Annotated in this window: 20 protein-coding genes; 11 read left to right on the forward strand and 9 right to left on the reverse strand. The window is 72.5% G+C overall.

Annotated elements, in window-relative coordinates:
* Window positions 1–108 precede the first annotated feature (108 nt).
* The 3 genes from clpB to V6U82_RS22750 form a co-directional block, all read right to left on the reverse strand.
* Entirely contained in the window at window positions 109–2,700 is a 2,592-nt protein-coding gene (clpB, locus tag V6U82_RS22740; protein ID WP_120572376.1) for an ATP-dependent chaperone ClpB, read from the reverse strand.
* Window positions 2,701–2,859: 159 nt separating this feature from the next.
* Window positions 2,860–3,114 (reverse strand): hypothetical protein, encoded by a 255-nt coding sequence (locus V6U82_RS22745; RefSeq protein WP_120572377.1) that lies wholly within the window; start codon window positions 3,112–3,114, stop codon window positions 2,860–2,862.
* Window positions 3,111–3,428, reverse strand: coding sequence for a DivIVA domain-containing protein (locus V6U82_RS22750; RefSeq protein ID WP_412098840.1), 318 nt, complete (start codon window positions 3,426–3,428; stop codon window positions 3,111–3,113). The genes V6U82_RS22745 and V6U82_RS22750 overlap by 4 nt, the downstream gene beginning before the upstream one ends.
* A 251-nt stretch (window positions 3,429–3,679) precedes the next feature.
* Here V6U82_RS22750 and V6U82_RS22755 point away from each other — a divergent pair, with 251 nt between their 5' ends.
* The 4 genes from V6U82_RS22755 to V6U82_RS22770 all read left to right on the forward strand — a co-directional run bounded on the left by V6U82_RS22755 (window position 3,680) and on the right by V6U82_RS22770 (window position 6,297).
* Entirely contained in the window at window positions 3,680–3,910 is a 231-nt protein-coding gene (locus V6U82_RS22755; RefSeq protein ID WP_281579381.1) for a winged helix-turn-helix domain-containing protein, read from the forward strand.
* Window positions 3,911–3,978: 68 nt separating this feature from the next.
* The gene (locus V6U82_RS22760) at window positions 3,979–4,479 is read left to right on the forward strand and encodes a cation:proton antiporter regulatory subunit (RefSeq protein ID WP_091416018.1); all 501 of its coding nucleotides are present in this window, start codon (window positions 3,979–3,981) and stop codon (window positions 4,477–4,479) included.
* A gap of 5 nt (window positions 4,480–4,484) precedes the next feature.
* Window positions 4,485–5,702, forward strand: coding sequence for a cation:proton antiporter (locus V6U82_RS22765; RefSeq protein WP_128137996.1), 1,218 nt, complete (start codon window positions 4,485–4,487; stop codon window positions 5,700–5,702).
* 166 nt (window positions 5,703–5,868) lie between these two features.
* On the forward strand, window positions 5,869–6,297 hold the full coding sequence (locus V6U82_RS22770; RefSeq protein ID WP_013473407.1) for a hypothetical protein: 429 nt from the start codon (window positions 5,869–5,871) through the stop codon (window positions 6,295–6,297).
* Window positions 6,298–6,558: 261 nt separating this feature from the next.
* Here the strand turns inward: V6U82_RS22770 and V6U82_RS22775 are convergent, their stop codons facing one another.
* The 5 genes from V6U82_RS22775 to dnaK form a co-directional block, all read right to left on the reverse strand.
* Entirely contained in the window at window positions 6,559–6,765 is a 207-nt protein-coding gene (locus tag V6U82_RS22775; protein WP_013283368.1) for a hypothetical protein, read from the reverse strand.
* Window positions 6,766–6,942: 177 nt separating this feature from the next.
* On the reverse strand, window positions 6,943–7,383 hold the full coding sequence (locus tag V6U82_RS22780; RefSeq protein ID WP_120572381.1) for a heat shock protein transcriptional repressor HspR: 441 nt from the start codon (window positions 7,381–7,383) through the stop codon (window positions 6,943–6,945).
* Window positions 7,384–7,407: 24 nt separating this feature from the next.
* Window positions 7,408–8,595, reverse strand: coding sequence for a molecular chaperone DnaJ (dnaJ, locus tag V6U82_RS22785; protein WP_334464323.1), 1,188 nt, complete (start codon window positions 8,593–8,595; stop codon window positions 7,408–7,410).
* 79 nt (window positions 8,596–8,674) lie between these two features.
* On the reverse strand, window positions 8,675–9,412 hold the full coding sequence (gene grpE / locus V6U82_RS22790) for a nucleotide exchange factor GrpE (RefSeq protein ID WP_120572383.1): 738 nt from the start codon (window positions 9,410–9,412) through the stop codon (window positions 8,675–8,677).
* 48 nt (window positions 9,413–9,460) lie between these two features.
* Window positions 9,461–11,323, reverse strand: a complete 1,863-nt coding sequence (gene dnaK, locus V6U82_RS22795; protein ID WP_071097240.1) for a molecular chaperone DnaK — start codon at window positions 11,321–11,323, stop codon at window positions 9,461–9,463.
* A gap of 210 nt (window positions 11,324–11,533) precedes the next feature.
* On the opposite strand from dnaK, the gene V6U82_RS22800 reads away from it, so the two are divergent.
* From V6U82_RS22800 to V6U82_RS22810, 3 genes are read left to right on the forward strand one after another with little or no spacing between them, the layout of a single operon-like run.
* Entirely contained in the window at window positions 11,534–13,351 is a 1,818-nt protein-coding gene (locus tag V6U82_RS22800) for an ABC transporter (RefSeq protein ID WP_334464329.1), read from the forward strand.
* A 17-nt stretch (window positions 13,352–13,368) separates the two neighbouring features.
* A complete protein-coding gene (locus V6U82_RS22805) occupies window positions 13,369–15,027 on the forward strand; it encodes a GTPase (protein ID WP_334464417.1) in 1,659 nt (552 codons plus the stop codon).
* Between the two features lie 52 nt (window positions 15,028–15,079).
* Window positions 15,080–16,306, forward strand: coding sequence for a hypothetical protein (locus V6U82_RS22810; RefSeq protein ID WP_334464331.1), 1,227 nt, complete (start codon window positions 15,080–15,082; stop codon window positions 16,304–16,306).
* 90 nt (window positions 16,307–16,396) lie between these two features.
* On the opposite strand, the gene V6U82_RS22815 is transcribed toward V6U82_RS22810, so the two are convergent.
* Entirely contained in the window at window positions 16,397–17,158 is a 762-nt protein-coding gene (locus tag V6U82_RS22815) for a hypothetical protein (protein WP_334464333.1), read from the reverse strand.
* A gap of 487 nt (window positions 17,159–17,645) precedes the next feature.
* On the opposite strand from V6U82_RS22815, the gene pdhA reads away from it, so the two are divergent.
* The 4 genes from pdhA to V6U82_RS22835 all read left to right on the forward strand — a co-directional run bounded on the left by pdhA (window position 17,646) and on the right by V6U82_RS22835 (window position 21,652).
* Entirely contained in the window at window positions 17,646–18,824 is a 1,179-nt protein-coding gene (gene pdhA, locus V6U82_RS22820) for a pyruvate dehydrogenase (acetyl-transferring) E1 component subunit alpha (RefSeq protein ID WP_128138857.1), read from the forward strand.
* On the forward strand, window positions 18,824–19,816 hold the full coding sequence (locus tag V6U82_RS22825; RefSeq protein ID WP_334464336.1) for an alpha-ketoacid dehydrogenase subunit beta: 993 nt from the start codon (window positions 18,824–18,826) through the stop codon (window positions 19,814–19,816). Before pdhA ends, V6U82_RS22825 begins: the two co-directional genes overlap by 1 nt.
* A 5-nt stretch (window positions 19,817–19,821) precedes the next feature.
* Window positions 19,822–21,291: a dihydrolipoamide acetyltransferase family protein gene (locus V6U82_RS22830; protein WP_334464418.1), complete on the forward strand. Its 1,470-nt coding sequence runs from the start codon at window positions 19,822–19,824 to the stop codon at window positions 21,289–21,291.
* Window positions 21,292–21,514: 223 nt separating this feature from the next.
* Window positions 21,515–21,652 carry a hypothetical protein gene (locus tag V6U82_RS22835; RefSeq protein WP_013283356.1) on the forward strand — a complete coding sequence of 46 codons (138 nt, stop codon included), beginning with the start codon at window positions 21,515–21,517 and terminating at the stop codon, window positions 21,650–21,652.
* Window positions 21,653–21,712 lie beyond the last annotated feature (60 nt).

Consider the following 21,712-nt stretch of genomic DNA (forward strand, 5'->3'; position numbering starts at 1 on the left):
GCCGCCTCCAGAGGACCCAAACTCCTTGATCACCGAGGCGGGGCAGGGGCGCCCGGGGGGACGGCGAAGGCCCGGCTGGAGGCCGGGCCTTCGTGCGGGTGGGGTGGGTCAGGCGGCGGTCACCGCCAGGGACTCCTTGGAGTCGGACAGGTCGACGCGAACCGTGTCGCCGTCGCGGATCTCGCCGGCCAGCAGCGCCTTCGCGAGCTGGTCGCCGATCGCCGACTGCACCAGCCGGCGCAGCGGCCGGGCGCCGTAGATCGGGTCGTACCCGTGTTCGGCCAGCCAGGTGCGTGCGGAGTCGCTGACGTCCAGTGCCAACCGGCGGTCCGCAAGGCGGGTCCGCATCCGGTCGAGCTGGATGTCCACGATCGACCGCAGGTCCTCGCCCTGGAGCGCGGCGAACACCACGATGTCGTCGAGCCGGTTGAGGAACTCCGGCTTGAAGTGCGACCGGACCACCGCGAGCACACCCTCCCGGCGCTCGTTCTCGGTGAGCGTCAGGTCGCTGATCACCGACGAGCCCAGGTTCGAGGTGAGAATCAGGATCGCGTTGCGGAAGTCCACGGTACGGCCCTGACCGTCGGTGAGCCGGCCGTCGTCGAGCACCTGGAGCAGCACGTCGAAGACGTCCGGGTGGGCCTTCTCCACCTCGTCCAGCAGGATCACCGAGTACGGCCGGCGGCGTACCGCCTCGGTGAGCTGACCGCCCTCCTCGTAGCCGACGTACCCGGGCGGGGCGCCGACCAGGCGGGCCACCGAGTGCTTCTCGCCGTACTCGCTCATGTCGATGCGGACCATGGCCCGCTCGTCGTCGAAGAGGAACTCGGCGAGCGCCTTCGCCAGCTCGGTCTTGCCGACGCCGGTCGGGCCGAGGAACAGGAAGCTGCCGGTGGGGCGGTCCGGGTCGGCGACGCCGGCCCGGGCGCGGCGTACCGCGTCGGACACCGCGCCGACCGCCTCGGCCTGACCGACGACGCGGGCGCGCAGCGACTCCTCCATCCGCAGCAGCTTGGCCGTCTCGCCTTCGAGCAGCCGCCCGGCGGGGATGCCGGTCCAGGAGGCGACCACGGCGGCGATGTCGTCCGCGCCGACCTCCTCCTTGAGCATCGCGCCGTCGGCCTGGAGCCGGGCCAGTTCCTCCTCTGCCTGCTTCAGCTCGGTCCGCAGCGCGGGGATCCGGCCGTACCGCAGCTCGGCGGCGCGTTCCAGCTCGCCGTCGCGCTCGGCCCGCTCGGCCTCGCCGCCGAGGCGCTCCAGCTCCTCCTTGGCGGTGGAGAGCTTGGTGATGTGGCTCTTCTCGGTCTGCCAGCGCTCGGAGAGCGCGGTGAGCTGCTCGCGCTTGTCGGCCAGCTCCTTGCGCAGCCGCTCCAGGCGCTCGGCGGACGCGGCGTCCGGCTCCTTGGCCAGCGCCATCTCCTCGATCTCCAGCCGGCGTACCGCCCGCTCGATCTCGTCCACCTCGACCGGCCGCGAGTCGATCTCCATGCGCAGCCGGGACGCGGACTCGTCCACCAGGTCGATCGCCTTGTCCGGCAGGAACCGGTCGGTGATGTACCGGTCGGAGAGCGCGGCGGCGGCCACCAGCGCGGCGTCGGTGATCCGTACGCCGTGGTGCACCTCGTAGCGCTCCTTGAGCCCGCGCAGGATGCCGATGGTGTCCTCGATGGTCGGCTCGCCGACCAGCACCGGCTGGAAGCGGCGTTCCAGGGCCGGATCCTTCTCGATGTGCTCGCGGTACTCGTCGAGCGTGGTCGCGCCGACCATCCGCAGCTCGCCGCGCGCCAGCATCGGCTTGAGCATGTTGCCGGCGTCCATCGAGCCCTCGCCCTTGCCGGCGCCGACCACCGTGTGCAGCTCGTCGAGGAACGTGATGACCTGGCCGTCGGAGTTCTTGATCTCCTCCAGCACGGACTTCAGCCGCTCCTCGAACTGACCCCGGTACGACGCGCCGGCCACCATCGCGCCGAGGTCGAGCGAGACGAGCTTCTTGTCCCGCAGCGACTCCGGCACGTCACCGGCCACGATCCGCTGGGCCAGGCCCTCCACGATCGCGGTCTTGCCGACACCCGGCTCGCCGATCAGGACCGGGTTGTTCTTCGTACGCCGGGACAGCACCTGGATCACCCGGCGGATCTCCGAGTCCCGGCCGATCACCGGGTCGATCTTGCCGTCGCGGGCGCTGGCGGTCAGGTCGACGCCGTACTTGGACAGGGCCTGGTAGGTCTGCTCCGGGTCGGCGGTGGTGACCCGGCGGTCCCCGCCCCGGACGGTCGGGAACGCGGCGACCAGGTTCTCCTCGGTGGCGCCGGAGTTCTTCAGTGCGACCGAGACAGCGCCACCGACCCGGGCCAGCCCGGCCAGCAGGTGCTCGGTGGAGGTGTACTCGTCGCCGAGCGGCCGCGCGATCTGCTCGGCGGCGCCGATGGCGTTGACGAACTCACGGGCCAGCGTCGGCTCGGCGATGCTCGACCCGCGCGCGGCGGGCAGCGCGTCGACCGAGCGCTGGGCGACGCGGCGCAGCTCGGCGGGGTCCGCCCCGACGGCGCGGAGCAGGCCCGCGGCGGTCGAGCCCTCGGTGTCCAGCAGTGACAGCAGCAGGTGCCAGGGCTCCACGGTGGCGTGACCGCGCTGGTTCGCCAGCGCGACGGCACCGGTGATGGCTTCGCGGCTCTTGGTGGTGAGGCGTTCCGTGTTCATGGGCTCCCCCGGATCGGCGTGTCCACTGGACATGACACAACCAGAGTTGAGTCTATTCCGCTCAAGTCCACCCCTGTGACCTGAGTCACCGCCTGCCGGTCCGGCCGGAGAGATCTTGGTAGGAAACGGCCCTTCCGAGGGCCCTTTCCTACCAAGATCTCAGCGACGTGGAAGGCGCGCCAGGCAAGGGGTCTCGTGGTCGGCGCGCAGCACGCAACGCCGGCCGCCGTCCAGCTTGCGGTCGCAGAACACCCAATGACGTACGGCCTGGTCGTCCTCGGCCGAGACGGTGATCCCGCCCAGCTCCACCACCGCGAGGAACGCCAGCGACCGCCCGGCCGTGCGACCGAGCATCTTCGCCCGAGCCAGATCAGCCGCGCGTACCGGCAGATGGATCACGTACCGCCCGGTCACGGCCGCCCGGCCAGGTCACGCATCGACGGGGCCTGCCGGGACTGCCACTCGCGCAACGCGCTTTTGATCCGGGCCGTCTCCTCACGACTCCTGGCGACTTCGGCGTACGCGGCGGCGAGGTCCCCGGCGACGCGATCGAGGAACGCCGCGACCTCGGCCGGGTCCAGCCCTCGACGGCACGTCGTGAAGCGGTGGCCCCGCACCTGCCAGGGCCGGAGCGGAAGGTACGACGCGGAACGGTAGGCGCCGACCGGCGCGGAGTTGGGCGGGCCCGCGTTCCGCCGCTTCGGACGTATTCGCAGGAGGTTGCGCACGACGCTGTCCCTTCTTCCGAACCAAGGAGACGGGTGAGGCGACACGACTGGCCGCGCACGACCAGTCGCGCCGACCACGGCTGCCAACCGGGGGCCGGTTTGCCTACCAGGCGTTCCGCCGAAGGCATCCGCACGAGGAACATACAATGCAAAGCATTGCATGACAAGGAGTGAGCATGCTTAGCACGCGAAGTGTTGGCTGACCGGTCTGACTCGTGGGAAGATCTTGGGGCCTACCAGGAGTTGCCGCCATGCCCCGAGTTTCGGACCGTCAGAGAATCGCGCAGGACATCAGAGACAAGATCGCTTCGGGCGAGTACGGCCCTGGCGACAAACTCCCCTCCCTGCGTGAACTGATCGCGCATTACCAGGTGTCCGCGGAGCCGGTCCGCTCGGCGCTGTTGATCCTTCAGGCCGAAGGTCTGGTCGAGGGACATCAGGGCAAGGGCACCTATGTCACCGCTCGCGACGACACCCCCTGACCCCGCACCGCCGGGCGGCCGATCCACCCCGGAACCAGCACGTGCGCGCCCGGAGTAGCCTCACCCGCGTGCGAGTACGTGTCGAACAGACCGCCCTGCCCGGGATCGGCGTACGTCATGATCTGATGACGGAGTCCGGCCGCCGGCTCGGCGTGGTCTCCCACCGCAATGGCCGTCGCGACCTGGTCCTCTACGACCCGGACGATCCCGACTCCTGCCAACACGACATACCCCTGACCGACGACGAGGCGGAGGCGCTCGCCGACATCCTCGGCGCGTCGCTGATGCTGGGTCAGCTCTCCGGGCTGCGCGAGCAGGCAGCCGGGCTGCTGACCGAGCAGATCGCCATCCCGGCGGGGTCGAAGTACGTCGGCAAGCGGCTCGCGGACACCAAGGCGCGCACCCGGACCAGCGCGTCGATCGTGGCCGTGCTGCGTCAGGGCGCCGTGAACGTCTCGCCCGATCCCACCTTCCGGTTCGAGGCCGGCGATGTGGTCGTCGTGGTCGGTACCCGTCAGGGGCTCGACGGCGTGACCGCGATCCTCGCCGAGACCGATCCGGACGGCTGACGCGTATGCACGAAACCACAATCCTGCTCATCGAGGTCGGTGCGCTGCTGCTCCTGCTCGGCCTGCTCGGCCGGCTGAGCCGTCGCTTCGGCGTGTCGCCCATTCCCCTGTACCTGCTCGCCGGCCTGGCGTTCGGGCACGGTGGTCTGCTGCCGCTCAACGCCAGCGAGGAGTTCTTCGCCGTCGGCGCGGAGATCGGCGTGATCCTGCTGCTGGTGATGCTCGGCCTGGAGTACAGCGCCAACGAGCTGGTGGGCAACCTCCGCTCCGCCGCGCCGGCCGGCGTGATCGACGCGGTGTTCAACGCGCTGCCCGGTTTCGCCTTCGCGCTCCTGCTCGGCTGGGGCTGGGTGGCGGCGGTGGTGCTCGCGGGCGTGACCTGGGTGTCGTCGTCCGGCGTGATCGCGAAGGTGCTCGGCGACCTGGGCCGGGTCGGTAACCGGGAGACCCCGGTGATCCTCTCCGTCCTGGTGATCGAGGACCTGGCGATGGCCCTCTACCTGCCGCTGGTCACCGCGCTGCTCGCCGGGGTCGGCCTGGTCAAGGGCGGCATCGCGCTCGCCATCGCGGTGTTCACCGTGGTCGTCGTGCTGGCCGTGGCCATCCGGTACGGCCACCTGATCTCCGCCGCGCTCTCCGCCAAGGATCCGGAGGCGCTGCTGCTCGGGGTGCTCGGCCTGACCCTGCTGGTCGCCGGTGTCGCGGCCAAGCTCCAGGTGTCCGCGGCGGTCGGCGCGTTCCTGGTGGGCATCGCGCTGTCCGGGCCGGTGGCGCACCACGCCACCGAGCTGCTCTCCCCGCTGCGTGACCTGTTCGCCGCGGTCTTCTTCGTGTTCTTCGGTCTGGTGACCAACCCGCTGGACATGCCACCGGTGCTGCTGCCCGCGCTGCTGCTCGCAGTGGTGACCATGGCGACGAAGGTGGCCACCGGCTACCTGGCCGCCCGCCGGGCCGGGATCGCCGAGCCCGGACGCTGGCGGGCCGGCCTGGCGCTGACCCCGCGCGGCGAGTTCTCCATCGTCATCGCCGGACTGGCCGTCGCGGCCATCTACCCGGTGGAGCCGAAGCTCGCCGCGCTCGCCACCGCGTACGTGTTGATCACGGTGGTGACCGGACCGCTGCTCGCCCGGCTGCCCGACACCCCGTGGTTCAAGCAGTGGCTGCGCAGCCGCGCCGCCGCCGCACGGCCACCCGCGCCGCTACCTCTGGGCTCCGGCGACTGACCCGGCGCCGGGCCGGATCAGCCGTAGGACAGATCCGGCCCGGCGTTGTCAAATTGAGCCCGGGAAGGTCTACCCCTGCTCCGTCCAACCGCGTTAACGTTTCGGCCCAGCAGCCAGGGTCCGCGGGTGGCCTGCGCCCCCGCCAGCGCAAGCGGAAGGTCGGCCGGTGAGCGTGCAGGAAGAGACGTTCCGCGGCTTCGCCAACCCGGTCGATCCCTCGCCCGCCGAGCTTCGGGCGTGGGCCTATCAACCGGATTCGGTGCCGCTGACCTCGATGCCGCCCGACTGGGACCTGCTGGTCGCCGGTGACCATCTGGTGCAGACGCTGTTCGATCTGGCGATGGACCAGGGCTGCCCGGCGCGGCGGTTCACGCTGCACTGCCTCTACATCTACGCCGCCGACGGCATCCGGACGAACTTCCGCGCCCACCCCAAGCGCCGGTTCCGCAAGCTGGTCGAGCAGGCCGAGAAGTCCGGCGACGACCTGATGCGCAACTGGGCGCACAACAGCCGGGTGCTGCTCGCCCGGCCGGATCTCTTCGTCTACCGGGACTGGTGCGAGGGCGGCCTGGTCCGCGAGAACCGCCGCCTCTGACGCCTCATCGCCGGCTTGAACGGCGAACGGACCGACATCCCCCCCATCCCCCCATCCCCCCATCCCCCCAGGATCAGCGTCGCCCAGCCACCTCGACCCGACCGTCCTGGTCGATCATGAACTTGGCGGTGTTTGGTGTCCGGTTTGTCGCCGCCAACTTCATGATCGACCGCGAGGGCGGGTGCGTGGTGCCCGCCCGCCCCTCGGGACACGAACGGGCCGGGATCCCCCGTGGACCCCGGCCCGCACGTCGGCGGATCGTCAGGTCGATCCGCCCTGCTTCTTGCGCCGCTCGTCGTCCCGCGCCCGGTCCACGCCGTGGTCCGTCTGGTCGGCGAAGCGCCCTTCCTTGACCTTGTCGCTGAAACGTCCCTCGGTGACCCGGTCGAATCGCTCGCGGACGTTCTCGGCCACCTTCTCCAGCCGTTCCTCCGCGCGCTCGGCCACCTTCTTCGCCGGTTCCGTCATGACTCCCCCCGCCAGCCCGGAATCCGCTTTGGGGGCTTTTGCCCCTGTGGAAAGCCTAGTTGACCCCAACCCGCCGTACCCCGCTTTCCCCTGACCCGGCCCGCGAACCGCCCGGGGGGACGACGAAGGCCGGCGCGGCCCCGGGGGAGCGGGGCGCGCCGGCCTTCAGGTACGAGGTCAGCGGTCGGGAGCGCGGCGCGGACGCCAGACGACGAGCGCGGTGGACGTGCGGTTGGTGGGCACGAGGTCGCCGCGGGGGAAGCCGCCGAGCGACTCCAGCTCGGCGATCCGCCGGTACGCGGCGTCCAGTTCCGCCTCCAGCCGGGCCACCCGCTGCTGCGCCTCTTCGAGCAGCCGCTCCAACCCGATGATCCGCTTGACCCCGGCCAGGTTGATGCCGTCGTCCTGGCTGAGCCGCTGCACCTCGCGGAGCAGCACCACGTCCCGGACGCTGTACCGGCGACCGCCGCCGGACGCCCGGCCCGCCTGCACGAGGCCCAGCCGGTCGTACTGGCGCAGCGTCTGGGGGTGCATCCCCGCCATCCGCGCGGCCACCGAGATCATCAAGACCTTGGCCTCGTAGGCCGGGTCACCCGAGCCGACGTACTCCTCCGACATGCCCGCTCACCTCCGCTGCCGACCTCAACTGAATCGACGTACCCGCGCGTCGAGATGTTCCCGCGCGGCGGGCGGAGTCTGCGCCGCGAAGGTCTCCAGCGCCGCCCGCGCCTCGTCCGACACCTTCGCCGGGACCACCACGTCGAGCGTGACCAGCAGGTCACCGGCGCGGCCGTCCTTGCGTACGACGCCCTTGCCGCGGGCGCGCAGCACCCGCCCGCTGGGCGTACCCGGTGGCACCCGCAGGGTCACCGTCCCGTCCAGGGTCGGTACGCGCAGGTCCGTGCCGAGAACCGCCTCGGCGTACGTGATCGGGACGGTCAGGGTCAGGTCGTCCCCGGTACGCCCGAACAGCTCGTCCGGGCGGACCTTCACCTGTACGAACAGGTCACCCGCCGCACCGCCCCGCTCGCCGGGCTCACCCCGGCCGGCCAGGCGGATCCGCTGCCCGTCGGCCACACCGGCCGGGAAGCGCACGTTCAGCGTGCGGGTCTTGGTGACCCCGCCGGTGCCGTGGCACTCCGGGCACTTCTCCTCGACGATCGTGCCGACGCCCTGGCAGTTGCGGCACGGCTCGGAGAAGCTGAACGACCCCTGGTTGCGGGTGGTCACCCCGGCGCCGTGGCAGACCGGGCAGGCCACCGGCTGGGTGCCGGGCTTCGCGCCGTTGCCGTGGCAGGTGTCGCAGACCCCGGGAGCGCGCAGCGTCAGCGGCAGCGTGACGCCTCGTACCGCGTCGGTGAAGTCGAGCGCCACCTCGGTCTCCACGTCCCGGCCACGCGCCGGGCCGCGCGGGCGCGCCGGGCCACCGCCGCCTCCGCCGCCGGAGAAGATCGAGCTGAACAGGTCGGTGAAGCCGCCGCCGCTGAACCGGTTGTCGCCGGCGCCGGCGCCGCCGCCGAACAGGTCGGAGACGTCGAACGGCATGCCGCCCGGCTGGCCCGCGCCGCGGGCGTTGCGCCGGAAGGCGCCGGAGCCGAACAGCGAGCGCATCTCGTCGTACTCGCGGCGCTTCTTCTCGTCACCGAGCACCGCGTACGCCTCGGAGACGGTCTTGAACCGCTCCTCCGCGCCGGTGTCGCCGGGGTTGTGGTCCGGGTGCGACTCCCGGGCCAACTTGCGGTACGCCTTCTTGATCTCGTCCGAGGAGGCGGACTTGTCCACGCCCAACGCGGCGTAGTAGTCCTTCTCGATCCAGTCCTTGGAACTCACCGGTCCACCCCCTTCCACGGGTCGAATCCCGGTCGTCCCGCCCGCCCGGTGCGGGCGGGCGGGACGTCACGGGTCGGCACTACTCCGGGTCCGCGACCGCGACCATGGCGGGCCGCAGCAGCCGCTCGCCGAGCTGGTAGCCGCGCCGCATGACCTGCACGCAGGTCGGCTCCGTCACGTCGGCGGAGGTCTGGTGCGCCACCGCCTCGTGCCGGGTCGGGTCGAACGGGTCACCCTTCTCGCCGAACGCGGTCAGGCCGAACTTCGTGAGCGCGCCGGTGAGCTGCTCGGCCACGCTGCCGAACGGGCCCACCAGGTCGCCGTGCTCGCGGGCCCGGTCCAGGTCGTCGAGGATCGGCAGCAGCGCGGTGAGCACAGCCCCGGTGGCCTGCTCCTGGACCAGGTTGCGGTCCCGGTCGACCCGCTTGCGGTAGTTGGCGTACTCCGCGGTCACCCGCTGGAGGTCGCGGGTGCGCTCCTCCAGGTCGGTGCGGAGCGACTCCAGCTCGGCGCCGAGCGGCGCGTCCGTGCCGGTCCCGCCCTTCGGCTCGGCGGGCGAGTCGACCACGGTCGGACCGCCGACCTCGGCCTCGCCGCCGATCTCGTCGACCACGACCTCGGCCTCCTCGACCAGCCCTTCGGCGGGCGCGTCGGCGGCCGCGTCGGCCGCCGAGGCGTCGTTCGCCGGCTGCTCGGTCACCTTGCCGAGCTTGCGCTTGTCGCGGATGACGACCCGGGGTTCGTCGCCGGTGTCCTTGCCGGCGCCCGGCGCCGACCCGGTGGCACCCGGGTCGGCCGCTCGTGGCTTGTCCGTCATGCGGTTACCTCATCCCTCTGCCGTGCGAATCGTGTCCGGGACCGGAAGTCACTTCTTGTCCTCGTCCACGATCTCCGCGTCGACCACGTCGTCGTCGCCACCGGCCTTCGGGCCACCGGCCGCACCCGCGCCGGCACCCGGCCCGGCCGCGCCCGGGGCGGTCTGCTCGCCCTCCTGCTGCTGGGCGTAGAGCAGCGAGCCCGCCTGCTGGGAGACCTGCGCCAGCTTCTCGTGGGCGGACTTGATCTTCTCGATGTCCTGCCCGCCGAGGGCGCTGCGCAGCTCGCCGAGCGCCTCGTTGAGCTGGTCACGGTTCTCGCTGGGCAGCTTGTCGCCGCTCTCGGCGAGGAACTTCTCGGTCTGCCACTGGAGCGCCTCGGCCACGTTGCGGGTCTCGGCCTCCTCACGGCGACGCTTGTCCTCGTCGGCGTGCTCCTCGGCGTCCCGGCGCATCCGCTCGATGTCGTCCTTCGGCAGCGAGGAGCCGCCGGTGATCGTCATCTTCTGCTCCTTGCCGGTGCCCAGGTCCTTGGCGTGCACGTTCACGATGCCGTTGGCGTCGATGTCGAACGTGACCTCGATCTGGGGCACGCCGCGCGGGGCCGGCGGGAGACCGGTCAGCTCGAAGGTGCCGAGCTTCTTGTTGTAGGCGGCGATGTCCCGCTCGCCCTGGAACACCTGGATCAGCACCGACGGCTGGTTGTCGTCGGCGGTGGTGAACACCTCGGAGCGCTTGGTCGGGATGGTGGTGTTGCGCTCGATGAGCTTGGTGAAGATGCCGCCCTTGGTCTCGATGCCCAGGCTCAGCGGGGTCACGTCGAGCAGCAGGACGTCCTTGACCTCGCCCTTGAGCACACCGGCCTGGAGCGCGGCGCCGACGGCGACGACCTCGTCCGGGTTGACGCCCTTGTTCGGGTCGCGGCCGGTGAGCTGCTTGACCAGGTCGGTCACGGCCGGCATCCGGGTCGAGCCGCCGACCAGGATGACGTGGTCGACGTCCGAGATCTTGATGCCGGCGTCCTTGACGGCCTGCTCGAACGGGCCCTTGCAGCGGTCCAGCAGGTCCTGCGTCATGCGCTGGAACTCGGCGCGGCTGAGCGTCACGTCCAGGTGCAGCGGGCCGGCCGAACCGGCGGTGATGTACGGCAGGTTGATGTTGCTGGTGGTCGCGGCGGACAGCTCGATCTTGGCCTTCTCGGCGGCCTCCTTGAGCCGCTGCATGGCCATCTTGTCCTGCGAGAGGTCGATGCCGTGCTCGCCACGGAACGTCTTCACCAGGTGGTCGATGATGCGCTGGTCCCAGTCGTCACCACCGAGCTGGTTGTCACCGCTGGTGGACTTGACCTCCACCACGCCCTCGGCCAGCTCCAGCAGCGACACGTCGAAGGTGCCGCCACCGAGGTCGAAGACCAGGACGGTCTGCTCCTTGGAGCCCTTGTCCAGGCCGTACGCCAGGGCCGCCGCGGTCGGCTCGTTCACGATCCGCAGCACGTTGAAGCCGGCGATCTCACCGGCCTCCTTGGTGGCCTGGCGCTGCCCGTCGTTGAAGTAGGCCGGGACGGTGATCACCGCGTCGGTGATCTGCTCGCCCAGGTACGCCTCGGCGTCCCGCTTGAGCTTCATCAGCGTGCGCGCCGAGATCTCCTGCGGGGTGTACTTCTTGCCGTCGATGTCGACGGTCCAGTTGGTGCCGATCTCACGCTTGACCGACCGGATGGTCCGGTCGGGGTTGGTCACCGCCTGGCGCTTGGCGACCTCACCGACGAGCACCTCGCCGTTGCGGGCGAACGCGACGATCGAGGGAGTCGTACGCGAGCCCTCGGCGTTGGCGATGACGGTGGGCTCACCGCCCTCGAGAACGCTGACGCAGGAGTTCGTCGTGCCGAGGTCGATGCCGACCGCACGTGCCATGTTCGCTTCCTCGCTTCGTAACGGGTGAGCAGGTCAGACGGCCTGCCCGGCGGGTCGCCCGGAAGCGACCGCACCACAAGTTGAGTGAACTTGACTCAATAGTGCCACGCGATCGCCAATCCGCAAGTCGGGGTTGAGCCGACCCGGCGCAACCCGACCGTTACTACTGTCCGGTTGTCTTACCTTGCGTCGGTCGGGCACGCTTTAGCGGTGACGACGCATGGCGATTCCGCCACCCGTGCCGGCGCGCCCGCCGTCGCAGCCCGCACCGGAGCCACCACGGGCGACGACCAGCCTGCTCACGCCGCCGACGGCCTGCCCGCCGCGCTCACCGGCCTGCGCGCGGCGATCGGTGCGGCCCGCTTCCCGCTCGCCCTGCCCTCGGCCGAGCCGGCCCGGCACGCCGCCACGAGCCTCACCGACCAGCTCGACGACTACCTGCTGCCCCGGCTGGCCCGGCTCGACGCGCCGCTCCTGGTGGTCGTCGGCGGCTCCACCGGCGCCGGCAAGTCGACGCTCGTCAACAGCCTGGTCCAGGCGCGGGTCAGCGCGGCGGGCGTACTGCGCCCCACCACCCGTTCCCCGGTGCTGGTGTGCAGCCCGACCGACGCGGCCTGGTTCCGGCAGGGCGAGCTGCTGCCCGGCCTGACCCGGACCACCGAGCCCAGCGAGCAGCCGGGCACCCTGCACCTGGTCACCGCACCGGCGCTGCCGCCCGGCCTGGCCTTCCTCGACGCGCCCGACATCGACTCGGTGGTCGACGCCAACCGGGCGCTCGCCGGTCAGCTGCTCGCCGCCGCCGACCTCTGGCTGTTCGTCACCACCGCCGCCCGGTACGCCGACGCCGTTCCCTGGGAACTGCTGCGCGGCGCCCGCGCCCGCGGCACCGCCGTGGCGATGGTGCTGGACCGGGTGCCCCCGGAGGCCGTCGACGAGGTCGCCGCCCACCTGTCCGAGATGCTCGCCGAGCAGGAGCTGGGCGCCTCGCCGCTGTTCGTGCTGCCGGAGACCTGGGTGGACGGGCAGGGGCTGCTGCCGGACCGGATGACCGCGCCGCTGAGCGACTGGTTCGCCCGGCTCGCCGCCGACGCCGGGGCCCGCGCCGCTGTGGTCCGGCAGACGCTCGACGGCGCGCTCGCCGCACTGCAGCCGGTGGTGGAGGCGCTGGCCGAGGCCGCCGACGATCAGGTCACCGCCGCCGACGCGCTGGACGAGCGGGTCCAGGCCGCGTACCGGAGCGCGGAGCGGAGCGTCGACCAGGGGCTCAGGGACGGCCGGCTGCTGCGCGGCGAGGTGCTGGCCCGCTGGCAGGAGTTCATCGGCACCGGCGACTTCTTCCGTGGGCTGGAGGCCCGCATCGGGCGGCTGCGCGACCGGGTGGTCGCGGCGGTCACCGGGCGGCCCGCTCCCGCCGCCGAACTGCGTACCGCGATCGAGTCCCAGCTCGTCACGCTGCTGCGCGGGGTGGCCGCCGAGGCGGCGGAGAACGCGTACACCGGCTGGAAGGCGCACCCGGCGGGCGCGGCGCTGCTGGAGCCGGACCTGGCCCACCCCTCGGCCGACCTGCCGCAGCGCGCCGAGCAGCTGGTCCGCGACTGGCAGCGCGGCGTGCTGGAGCTGGTCCGGGTCGAGGGCGGCGACCGGCGGTTCGTGGCCCGCACGGCCGCGTACGCGGTGAACGCCACCGGTCTCGCCGTCATGATCGGTGTGTTCGCCTCCACCGCGTTCATCCCCACCGGGCTGGAGGTCGCCGCGGGCACCGGCACGGCGGTGGCCGGGCAGACCGTGCTCCAGGCGATCTTCGGCGACCAGGCGGTCCGCAATCTGGCCCGCAAGGCCCGCGTCGACCTGCTCGACCGGGTCGGCAAGCTGCTCGCCGAGGAGGCCGCGCGCTACCTGAGCCGCACCGAGGCCGAGCGCCCGGCCGCCAACGCCGGTGCGGCGCTGCGCTGGGCCGCCGTCGAGGTCGAGCGGGCCCGGCACCGCAGCGGCCTGTTCCCGAGCCCCGAGCAGGACGGTCGCCCGTGAGTAACGTTGTCGGACGGATGCGCGAGGCGATGCGGGGTGACCAGCGGGTCGACCCGGACACCCTGATCGCACGGCTGACCGCGATCCAGCGGTTCCTCGGCGCGGTCGACGGCGACGTGCCCGACGCCCAGCTCGTCGCCGCGCACACGGTGGTCGAGCGCGCGGGCGACCGGCTCGCGCTCTCCGGCCGGCACACGGTGGTAGCGCTGGCCGGTGCGACCGGCAGCGGCAAGTCGAGCCTGTTCAACTCGCTGGCGCGGCTCGACCTCTCGCCGGTGGGCGTACGCCGGCCGACGACAGGTGTCGCGCACGCCTGCGTGTGGGGTCCGCTCGACGGCGCGGTCCGGCTGCTCGACTGGGTCGGGGTGCTGCCCCGGCACCGGTTCGTCCGGGAGAGCCCGCTGGACGCCGACGACGAGTCGAACCTGCACGGCCTCGTCCTGCTCGACCTGCCCGACTTCGACTCGGTGCAGCACGGCCACCGGCTGGAGGTCGACCGCCTGCTCGGCCTGGTCGACCTCGTGGTCTGGGTGGTCGACCCGCAGAAGTACGCCGACCGCGTGATCCACACCAGCTACCTGCGCGAGTTCCACAGACACAAGGACGTCACGGTCGTGGTGCTCAACCAGGCCGACCGGCTGCACCCGACCGAGCTGCCGAAGGTCCTCGACGACCTGCGCCGGCTGCTCGACGCCGACGGGCTGGGCGGGGTTCCGCTGCTGCCGACCGTCGCGGTGGACCCGAACGGGCTGGACGGGCTGCGGGCCGAGCTGGAGCGTACGGTCGCCGAACGGCAGGCCGCCCTGCGCCGCCTCTCCGGCGACGTGGACGCCGTGGTGGCCGGTCTCGAACCGCTCGTGGGGCCGGAGCCGCCGCCTACCCGGCCCGGTGACGCCTCGGCGCAGGAGCTGACCCGGGCACTCGCCGTGGCGGCCGGGGTGCCGACGGTGGCGGCGGCGGTCGAGGGCGCGTACCGGCACCGGGCGGTGGGCAACACCGGCTGGCCGCTGCTGCGGAGCTGGCGCAAGCTGCGGCCGGATCCGCTGCGCCGGTTGCACCTGTCCGGGCGGGATCCGGACGCGCCGGCGGAGAGCCTGGTCGCGGCCACCTCCGTACCCGATCCGACAGCCGCGCAGCGCTCGGCGCTGACGCTGGCGATCCGCGCGGTGGCCGACCGGTCCGGCGCCGGGCTGCCGGCGCCGTGGCCGGCCGCGGTGACCGCCGCAGCCCGGGCCCGGGAGGCCGACCTGCCGGGCGCGCTCGACCACGCGGTCGCCGCGACCGACCTGGGCATGGACCGCCGACCCGCCTGGTGGCGGGCGGTCGGCGTGCTCCAGTGGGTGGTCACCCTCGCCGCGCTCGCGGGCCTGGTCTGGCTGCTCCTCGGGTACGCGGTACGCCTGCTCGGCCTGCCGGCGCTGGAACACCCGACGCTCGGCGTGGTGCCGTGGCCCACCGTCCTGCTGCTCGGTGGCCTGCTGGCCGGGCTGCTCGTCGCGGCGGTCACCCGGCCGGTGGTGGGGTGGGCCGCCCGGCGGGCCCGGCGGCGGGCCGAGGAGCGCCTGCTCACCTCGGTGGGCAGCGTCGGGGAGAAGTACGTGCTGGACCCGGTCTGGGCGGTGCTGGCGCGCTACGGCACGGCCCGGGAGGCGCTGCGCGAGGCGGGACGGCGCTGAACCCGGCGCGCTGACCGGTGTGGGGGCGGCCGGTGCGGCGTAGGGTCGATGCATGGCCACGCCACAGACCCCCTACGACGCGGTACTGCACGCCGCGCGCGACGTGACGAGGCTCGACTCGGCCCTGGACGCGGAGATGCTCGGCGCCGCGTTGCTGGGCAGCGTCTACGCCGTCGCGGAGCACGACCGGGAGCAGGCCGTCCGCGAGTTCGTCACCGGCTTCCTCGCCGCCACCTCCCGGCGCCGCAGCGCCGCCGCGACCACACTGCGGGCCGTCTTCGCCGCCCTGGTGCCCGACGCCGAGGGCGCCGCCCGGGTCCGGCCCGGCGCGTACGCCCCGTCGTGGGCCGGCCAGCTCGGCCGGGTGCGCGTCACCGGCGCCTGGGCCTACGGCGACGTGTACGGCGACCAGACCTCCTACCTCGCCACGTTCGCGTACGACGACGAGGAGGAGGGCGGCCCGGAGCACGCGCTGGTGGCCCTCGTCGACCACAACATCGGCATCACCAAGGACGTGTTCGTCGGCGGCCCGGCCGGACGGATCGTCGAGCAGGCCCGGGAGATCTGCACCGAGGACGAGTTCACCTGGTTCCGCACCGAGGACCCGGCCCGGATGCACGCCGAGGTGAGCCGCCACCTGGCGGTCACCGACGACCTCGCCGAGCTGCCCGCGCAGGGCTCGCTCGCCACCGACCGGGCGCTCGTGGGCGCCCGGCTGGCCGTGCTCCCGGGGCCGACCCCGCCGGCCGGTCCGGCGGTCGTGCCGCCGCCCACCGACGAGGAGCGCACCCGCCTGATCCGCGCCTTCCTCGACTCGCCCGAGGCGACCCGGTTCGGCCTGCCCGAGGTGGCCGACGGCGAGCTGGCCTCGCTGCACTTCTGCCTCGGCCTGCTGCTCGACCACGCGGCCAGCTTCCCGGATGCCGACCCGATGCGGTGGAGCCCGATGGTCGCCGAGCTGTTCCTGCTCGACTGGGTGCACCGCCGGGCCGTGCTGGACATGGACGACGCGGCGATGCTGCCCCGGGTGCTGCGCGCCTGGGCGGCGTACGCGGCCCGGCAGCGCGGGCTGTCGCAGTCGGCCGCCGCCCGGACGGACGAGGCGATCACCGAGATGGTCCCGGAGTTCGCGCGGCTCTACAGCACCGGCGAGCGGCGCAGCCCGGCCACCGCGGCGGTGGCCCAGCTCATGGCGGACGGCGTGGACCCGGACGACCCGGAGGCGCTGAACGCCTGGATCGAGGCGAACCGCCACCGCCTCACCGACGACCCGGCCTAGGCGGCCGCGCCTCGCACGATCGGCGCCGTCTCGGCGAGGTGGCGGCATCGGGCCGACCGGGACCACACCACCAGGCCGTAATGGTGTCGATCATGGCGTGTGGGAAACCGACGGGCTGGCCGCGCCGGACGGATCGGCGGGACCGGACGGATCGGCGGAACCGGACGGGTCGGCGGGCCCGGACGGGTCGGCGGAACTCGACGGGTCGGCGGGGCCGGACGGATCCGATGGGCTGGACGGCTCGGACGAACCTGCCGAGGGCGTCGGCTCGGCGGTCGTGACGGACGGCTCGGGGCTGGGGCTCGGCTCGGGCGTACCCGGGTCCGACGGCGACGGCGACGGTGACGGCGAGGGCACCGGCGACGGGCGCGGCGGGCGGACCGGAGTGGGCCGGACCGGCGTGGACGGCGGCGGGGGCGCGGCGACCGGGCGGGACCGGTGCCGGGAGCCGAGGTCGCTGTCGTCGGGCAGCGCCGGTGCCGCCGGGAGCACCGGCCGCGCCGGGGGCACCGAGGTCACGTCGACGGCCGGGGTGGGCGTGGACGGCACCGGGGCCTGGGTGCCCTGGGGCATCGGGATCACCACCGGGCCGACCGAGGGGGTCGGCAGGAACGGCGTGCTGGTGTCGGGGAGGGCGCTGTTGCCGACGGTGGCCGATCCGGTGCTGATCGCGGCGAGGATCGGCATCGACGCGGTGCCGGCGAGCAACGCGACGGTGAGCAGGTAGCCGCGGCTGGGACCGCCCGTCCCGGGGGCGCGGTGCGCGCCCACGACCCGGCGGTACGGGGAGCCGGGCAGTGCCCGATGCCGGCCGAGGAAGGGCGTACCGGGCGGACCCTCTGGTTCGGACACCGGCACACTCCTCACGCACGGACGGGACGGGAGAGCACACGCGGATATTAGGACAAATGCCGCGTGGAGGCTCATCGCCAGCTTGACCCAGTGACGCTCAGTTCACCAGCCGCAACCGCGTGTCGACACACATTTTGTCCGACGGCCGCACCCGCCACAGCGGACAAAAGCGCTTATCCGTCATGAACCCGATGGAACCTCACCGGCGAGGGAGGCCATACTGTGGGCCCGCTCACCTCCTCTGCAATCATTCAGACACGACGGCAACGCAGCCGCCACCTCCGCGTACCCCGCGGCTGGTGCGGAACGGCGCCGGCGCTCCCGGGCCTGGGTCTGTCACCGACCGACTCCGGCTCACGCCGCGCGGCAACCCCTACCGGGGTCAGGCGCGGTCGCCAGGGACCGACCCGGCACCAGCCGGGCGGGCGCACGAGGTGCTCGGCTCGGGTAACCCCCGGCGCCGGCGCAGACAGACAGGGAGAGACGGATGGCAAAGGGCGACCCCGGGGCCGCCACCCGCAGCAAGCGGGCCGCACCCCGCACCAGACGCGCCGCCGCGACCGGTGAACCGGAACTCGTACAGCTGCTGACCCCCGAGGGTGAGCGGATCGAGAGCGCGCTCGGGCCGGACGGGACCGAGTACCGCGTCGACTTCACCGACGAGGAGTACCGCGGGCTCTACCGCGACCTCGTCCTGGTCCGCAAGCTGGACGCCGAGGCCACCGCCCTGCAGCGCCAGGGCGAGCTGGGCCTGTGGGCCAGCCTGCTGGGCCAGGAGGCCGCGCAGGTCGGCTCCGGCCGGGCGCTGCGCACCCAGGACATGGCCTTCCCGACCTACCGCGAGCACGGCGTGCTCTACTGCCGCGGCATCGACCCGATCATGCCGCTGGGCCTGTTCCGCGGCGTCGACCAGGGCGGCTGGGACCCGAACGAGTTCAAGTTCAACATGTACACGATCGTCATCGGGGCGCAGACCCTGCACGCGACCGGGTACGCCATGGGTGTCGCCATGGACGGCAAGACCGGCGGCGAGGACGGCGAGGCGGTCATCGCCTACTTCGGCGACGGCGCCACCAGCCAGGGCGACGTCAACGAGTCGTTCGTCTGGGCCAGCGTCTTCAACGCCCCGCTGGTGTTCTTCTGCCAGAACAACCAGTACGCCATCTCCGAGCCGCTGGAGCGGCAGACCCGCGTGCCGCTGTACCGGCGGGCCGGCGGGTTCGGCTTCCCCGGCGTCCGGGTGGACGGCAACGACGTGCTCGCGTCGTACGCGGTGACCCGGCACGCGCTGGACAACGCGCGAAACGGCCAGGGCCCGAGCCTGATCGAGGCGTACACCTACCGGATGGGCGCGCACACCACCTCCGACGACCCGACCCGCTACCGCATCGCCAGCGAGGTCGAGGCGTGGCAGGCCAAGGACCCGATCGCCCGGATGAAGGCGTTCCTGACCAAGCAGAAGATTGCCGACGAGTCGTTCTTCACCGAGGTCGACGAGCAGGCCCGCGCCGAGTCGGTGCACCTGCGCGAGCGCGTGCTCGCCATGCCCGACCCGCAGCCGGTGACCATGTTCGACCACGTCTACCCCAACGGCTCTCCCGAGCTGGACGAGCAGCGGGCCCGGTTCACGCAGTACATGGAGTCCTTCGAGGGGAGCGCGCACTGATGGCCACGGAGACGCTCACCCTCGGCAAGGCGCTCAACACCGGCCTGCGGCGGGCCCTGGAGAACGACCCCAAGGTCGTCATCATGGGCGAGGACGTCGGCAAGCTCGGCGGCGTGTTCCGGATCACCGACGGCCTCCAGAAGGACTTCGGCGATCAGCGCGTGATCGACACCCCGCTGGCCGAGTCCGGCATCATCGGCACCGCCGTCGGCCTGGCCATCCGCGGCTTCCGGCCGGTCTGCGAGATCCAGTTCGACGGCTTCGTCTACCCCGCGTACGACCAGATCGTGTCGCAGGTGGCGAAGATGCACTACCGCTCGCAGGGCAAGGTGCGGATCCCGATGGTCATCCGCATCCCGTTCGGCGGCGGCATCGGCGCGGTCGAGCACCACTCCGAGTCGCCCGAGGCGTACTTCGCGCACACCGCCGGTCTCAAGGTGGTGAGCTGCGCGAACCCGCAGGACGCGTACGTGATGATCCAGCAGGCGATCGCGTCGGACGACCCGATCGTCTTCCTGGAGCCGAAGCGGCGCTACTGGGAGAAGGGTCCGGTGGACCTGGACGCGCCGATCGCCGACGCGTACCCGCTGCACTCGGCCCGGGTCGCGCGGCCCGGCACCGACGCGACGGTGCTGGCGTACGGCCCGATGGTGCGTACCGCGCTCGACGCGGCCACCGCCGCCGCCGCCGAGGACGGCCGCGAGTTGGAGGTCATCGACCTGCGGACGATCTCGCCGCTGGACCTGACCGCCGCGTACGAGTCGGTGCGGCGCACCGGCCGCTGCGTGGTGGTGCACGAGGCCCCGGGCAACCTGGGTCTCGGGTCGGAGATCGCGGCCCGGATCACCGAGGAGTGCTTCTACTCCCTGGAGTCCCCGGTGCTGCGGGTGACCGGCTTCGACACCCCCTACCCGGCCGCCCGGGTGGAGGAGGAGTACCTGCCCGACCTGGACCGGGTACTCGACGCCGTCGACCGCACGTTCGGCTGGTGAGCGGCATGTCCCGGATCAAGGAGTTCAACCTTCCCGACCTGGGCGAGGGCCTGACCGAGGGCGAGATCCTCGCCTGGCTGGTCAAGGTCGGCGACGACATCGAGCTGAACCAGCCGATCGTCGAGGTGGAGACCGCCAAGGCGGCGGTCGAGATCCCGGCGAAGTGGGCCGGCCGGGTGCAGGCGATCTTCCACCCGGAGGGGTCCACAGTCGAGGTCGGCGTGCCGATCATCGCGATCGACACCGACCCGAACGCCGGGCCGATCGAGGAGTCGACCACCGCGACCCCCGCGTCGGACCTGCCCGCACCGTCGGCAGCGTCGCTCGCCGCGGTCCAGGTCGCGCCCGCCGAGGGCATGGTCGAGCCGGGCCTGATCGGCGGTGTCGCCCCGGGTGGGCGTACCGCCGTGCTGGTCGGCTACGGCCCGCGCAACGCCCCGGCCAAGCGCCGCCCCCGCAAGGGTGACGCACCGGCCGCGGCACCGGCTCAGGCCGCCGCCCCGGTGGCGCCCGCGCCGGTCGCTCCCGCGCCGGTGGCGCCCGCTCCCGCCCCGGCGGTCAACGGCAACGGCCGGGTCTCCGGTCCGGTGCTGGCCAAGCCGCCGGTCCGCAAGCTGGCGAAGGATCTCGGCATCGACCTGGCCACGCTCACCGGCTCGGGTCCGCTCGGCTCGATCACCCGTGAGGACGTACAGCGGGCGGCGAGCGCGACCCCGGCGGCGGCCGAGCCGCTGACGGTCGCGGCACCGGCCGCGTCGGCCGCGAGGTTCGGCGCGGACCGCGAGCAGCGCATCCCGGTCAAGGGGGTACGCAAGCTCACCGCGGAGAACATGGCCCGCTCGGCGTTCACCGCCCCGCACGTGACGGAGTTCCTGACCGTCGACGTGACCCGGGCGATGAAGGCGCTGGACCGGCTCCGCGACCGGCGCGAGTGGCGCGACGTCCGGGTCTCGCCGCTGCTGCTGGTCGCCAAGGCGGTGCTGCTGGCGGTCAAGCGGCACCCGATGGTCAACTCGACCTGGGCCGGCGACGAGATCGTGGTGAAGGAGTACGTCAACCTCGGCATCGCGGCGGCCACCGAGCGCGGCCTGATCGTGCCGAACATCAAGGACGCCGGGCGGCTCTCGCTGCGCGAGCTGGCGGGCGCGATGACGGATCTGGTGCAGACCGCGAAGTCGGGGAGGACGTCCCCGGCGGACATGTCCGGCGGCACGCTCACCATCACCAACGTCGGCGTCTTCGGCGTCGACACCGGTACGCCGATCCTGCCCCCGGGCGAGTCGGCGATCCTCGCCTTCGGCGCGGTACGGGAGCAGCCGTGGGTGCACAAGGGCAAGGTGAAGCCGCGCCTGGTGACCACGCTGGGCCTGTCCTTCGACCACCGGATCATCGACGGTGAGCTGGGCTCGAAGTTCCTCCGCGACATCGGGGACTTCCTGGCCGACCCGGAGGCGGCGCTGCTCGCCTGGACCTGACGCACCACGCTCCGGTCACGGCCGGTGTGCCACGGGTGAACGCCCGGCACACCGGCCGTGACCTTTTTGGGAACGGAATCATCGGATCCGGGGGCGTGAAGACCTACGATCCGTAGGTGCGTGGTTCAGCTCACCTAATAATCGATGGCGATGGGCGGCCTGGTGCGCTTAAATAGAGACATCAAGGGGCTGACAACCGAATAGCCAGGAGGAGAGACCCAAGATGAGCATGATCGAGCGAATCCGCACCCGCCGCGACGCCAACCGCCGCGCCCGCGCCATCGAACACGCGCTGCGTTCCGCCAACTCGCCCGCGGTCCGCGAGGAGCTTCTCGCCATCGCCCAGCGTCACATGAGCTGACGCCACAGACCTTTCTCACCTCCTCCAGTCCGAAGACCCGCCCGGCACCGGGCGGGTCTT

The organism is Micromonospora sp. CPCC 205554 (assembly GCF_036902745.1).
Taxonomy (GTDB): Bacteria; Actinomycetota; Actinomycetes; order Mycobacteriales; family Micromonosporaceae; genus Micromonospora; species Micromonospora tulbaghiae.

Bases quoted from the DNA above. Each gene is read 5' to 3' on its own strand.
- pdhA (WP_128138857.1), top strand. From the start codon at position 17,646: ATGGCAAAGGGCGACCCCGGGGCCGCCACCCGCAGCAAGCGGGCCGCA.
- clpB (WP_120572376.1), bottom strand. From the start codon at position 2,700: ATGAACACGGAACGCCTCACCACCAAGAGCCGCGAAGCCATCACCGGT.
- V6U82_RS22825 (WP_334464336.1), top strand. From the start codon at position 18,824: ATGGCCACGGAGACGCTCACCCTCGGCAAGGCGCTCAACACCGGCCTG.
- V6U82_RS22780 (WP_120572381.1), bottom strand. From the start codon at position 7,383: ATGTCGGAGGAGTACGTCGGCTCGGGTGACCCGGCCTACGAGGCCAAG.
- V6U82_RS22835 (WP_013283356.1), top strand. From the start codon at position 21,515: ATGAGCATGATCGAGCGAATCCGCACCCGCCGCGACGCCAACCGCCGC.
- V6U82_RS22755 (WP_281579381.1), top strand. From the start codon at position 3,680: ATGCCCCGAGTTTCGGACCGTCAGAGAATCGCGCAGGACATCAGAGAC.
- V6U82_RS22810 (WP_334464331.1), top strand. From the start codon at position 15,080: ATGGCCACGCCACAGACCCCCTACGACGCGGTACTGCACGCCGCGCGC.
- dnaK (WP_071097240.1), bottom strand. From the start codon at position 11,323: ATGGCACGTGCGGTCGGCATCGACCTCGGCACGACGAACTCCTGCGTC.
- V6U82_RS22765 (WP_128137996.1), top strand. From the start codon at position 4,485: ATGCACGAAACCACAATCCTGCTCATCGAGGTCGGTGCGCTGCTGCTC.
- V6U82_RS22775 (WP_013283368.1), bottom strand. From the start codon at position 6,765: ATGACGGAACCGGCGAAGAAGGTGGCCGAGCGCGCGGAGGAACGGCTG.
- grpE (WP_120572383.1), bottom strand. From the start codon at position 9,412: ATGACGGACAAGCCACGAGCGGCCGACCCGGGTGCCACCGGGTCGGCG.
- V6U82_RS22830 (WP_334464418.1), top strand. From the start codon at position 19,822: ATGTCCCGGATCAAGGAGTTCAACCTTCCCGACCTGGGCGAGGGCCTG.
- V6U82_RS22805 (WP_334464417.1), top strand. From the start codon at position 13,369: ATGCGCGAGGCGATGCGGGGTGACCAGCGGGTCGACCCGGACACCCTG.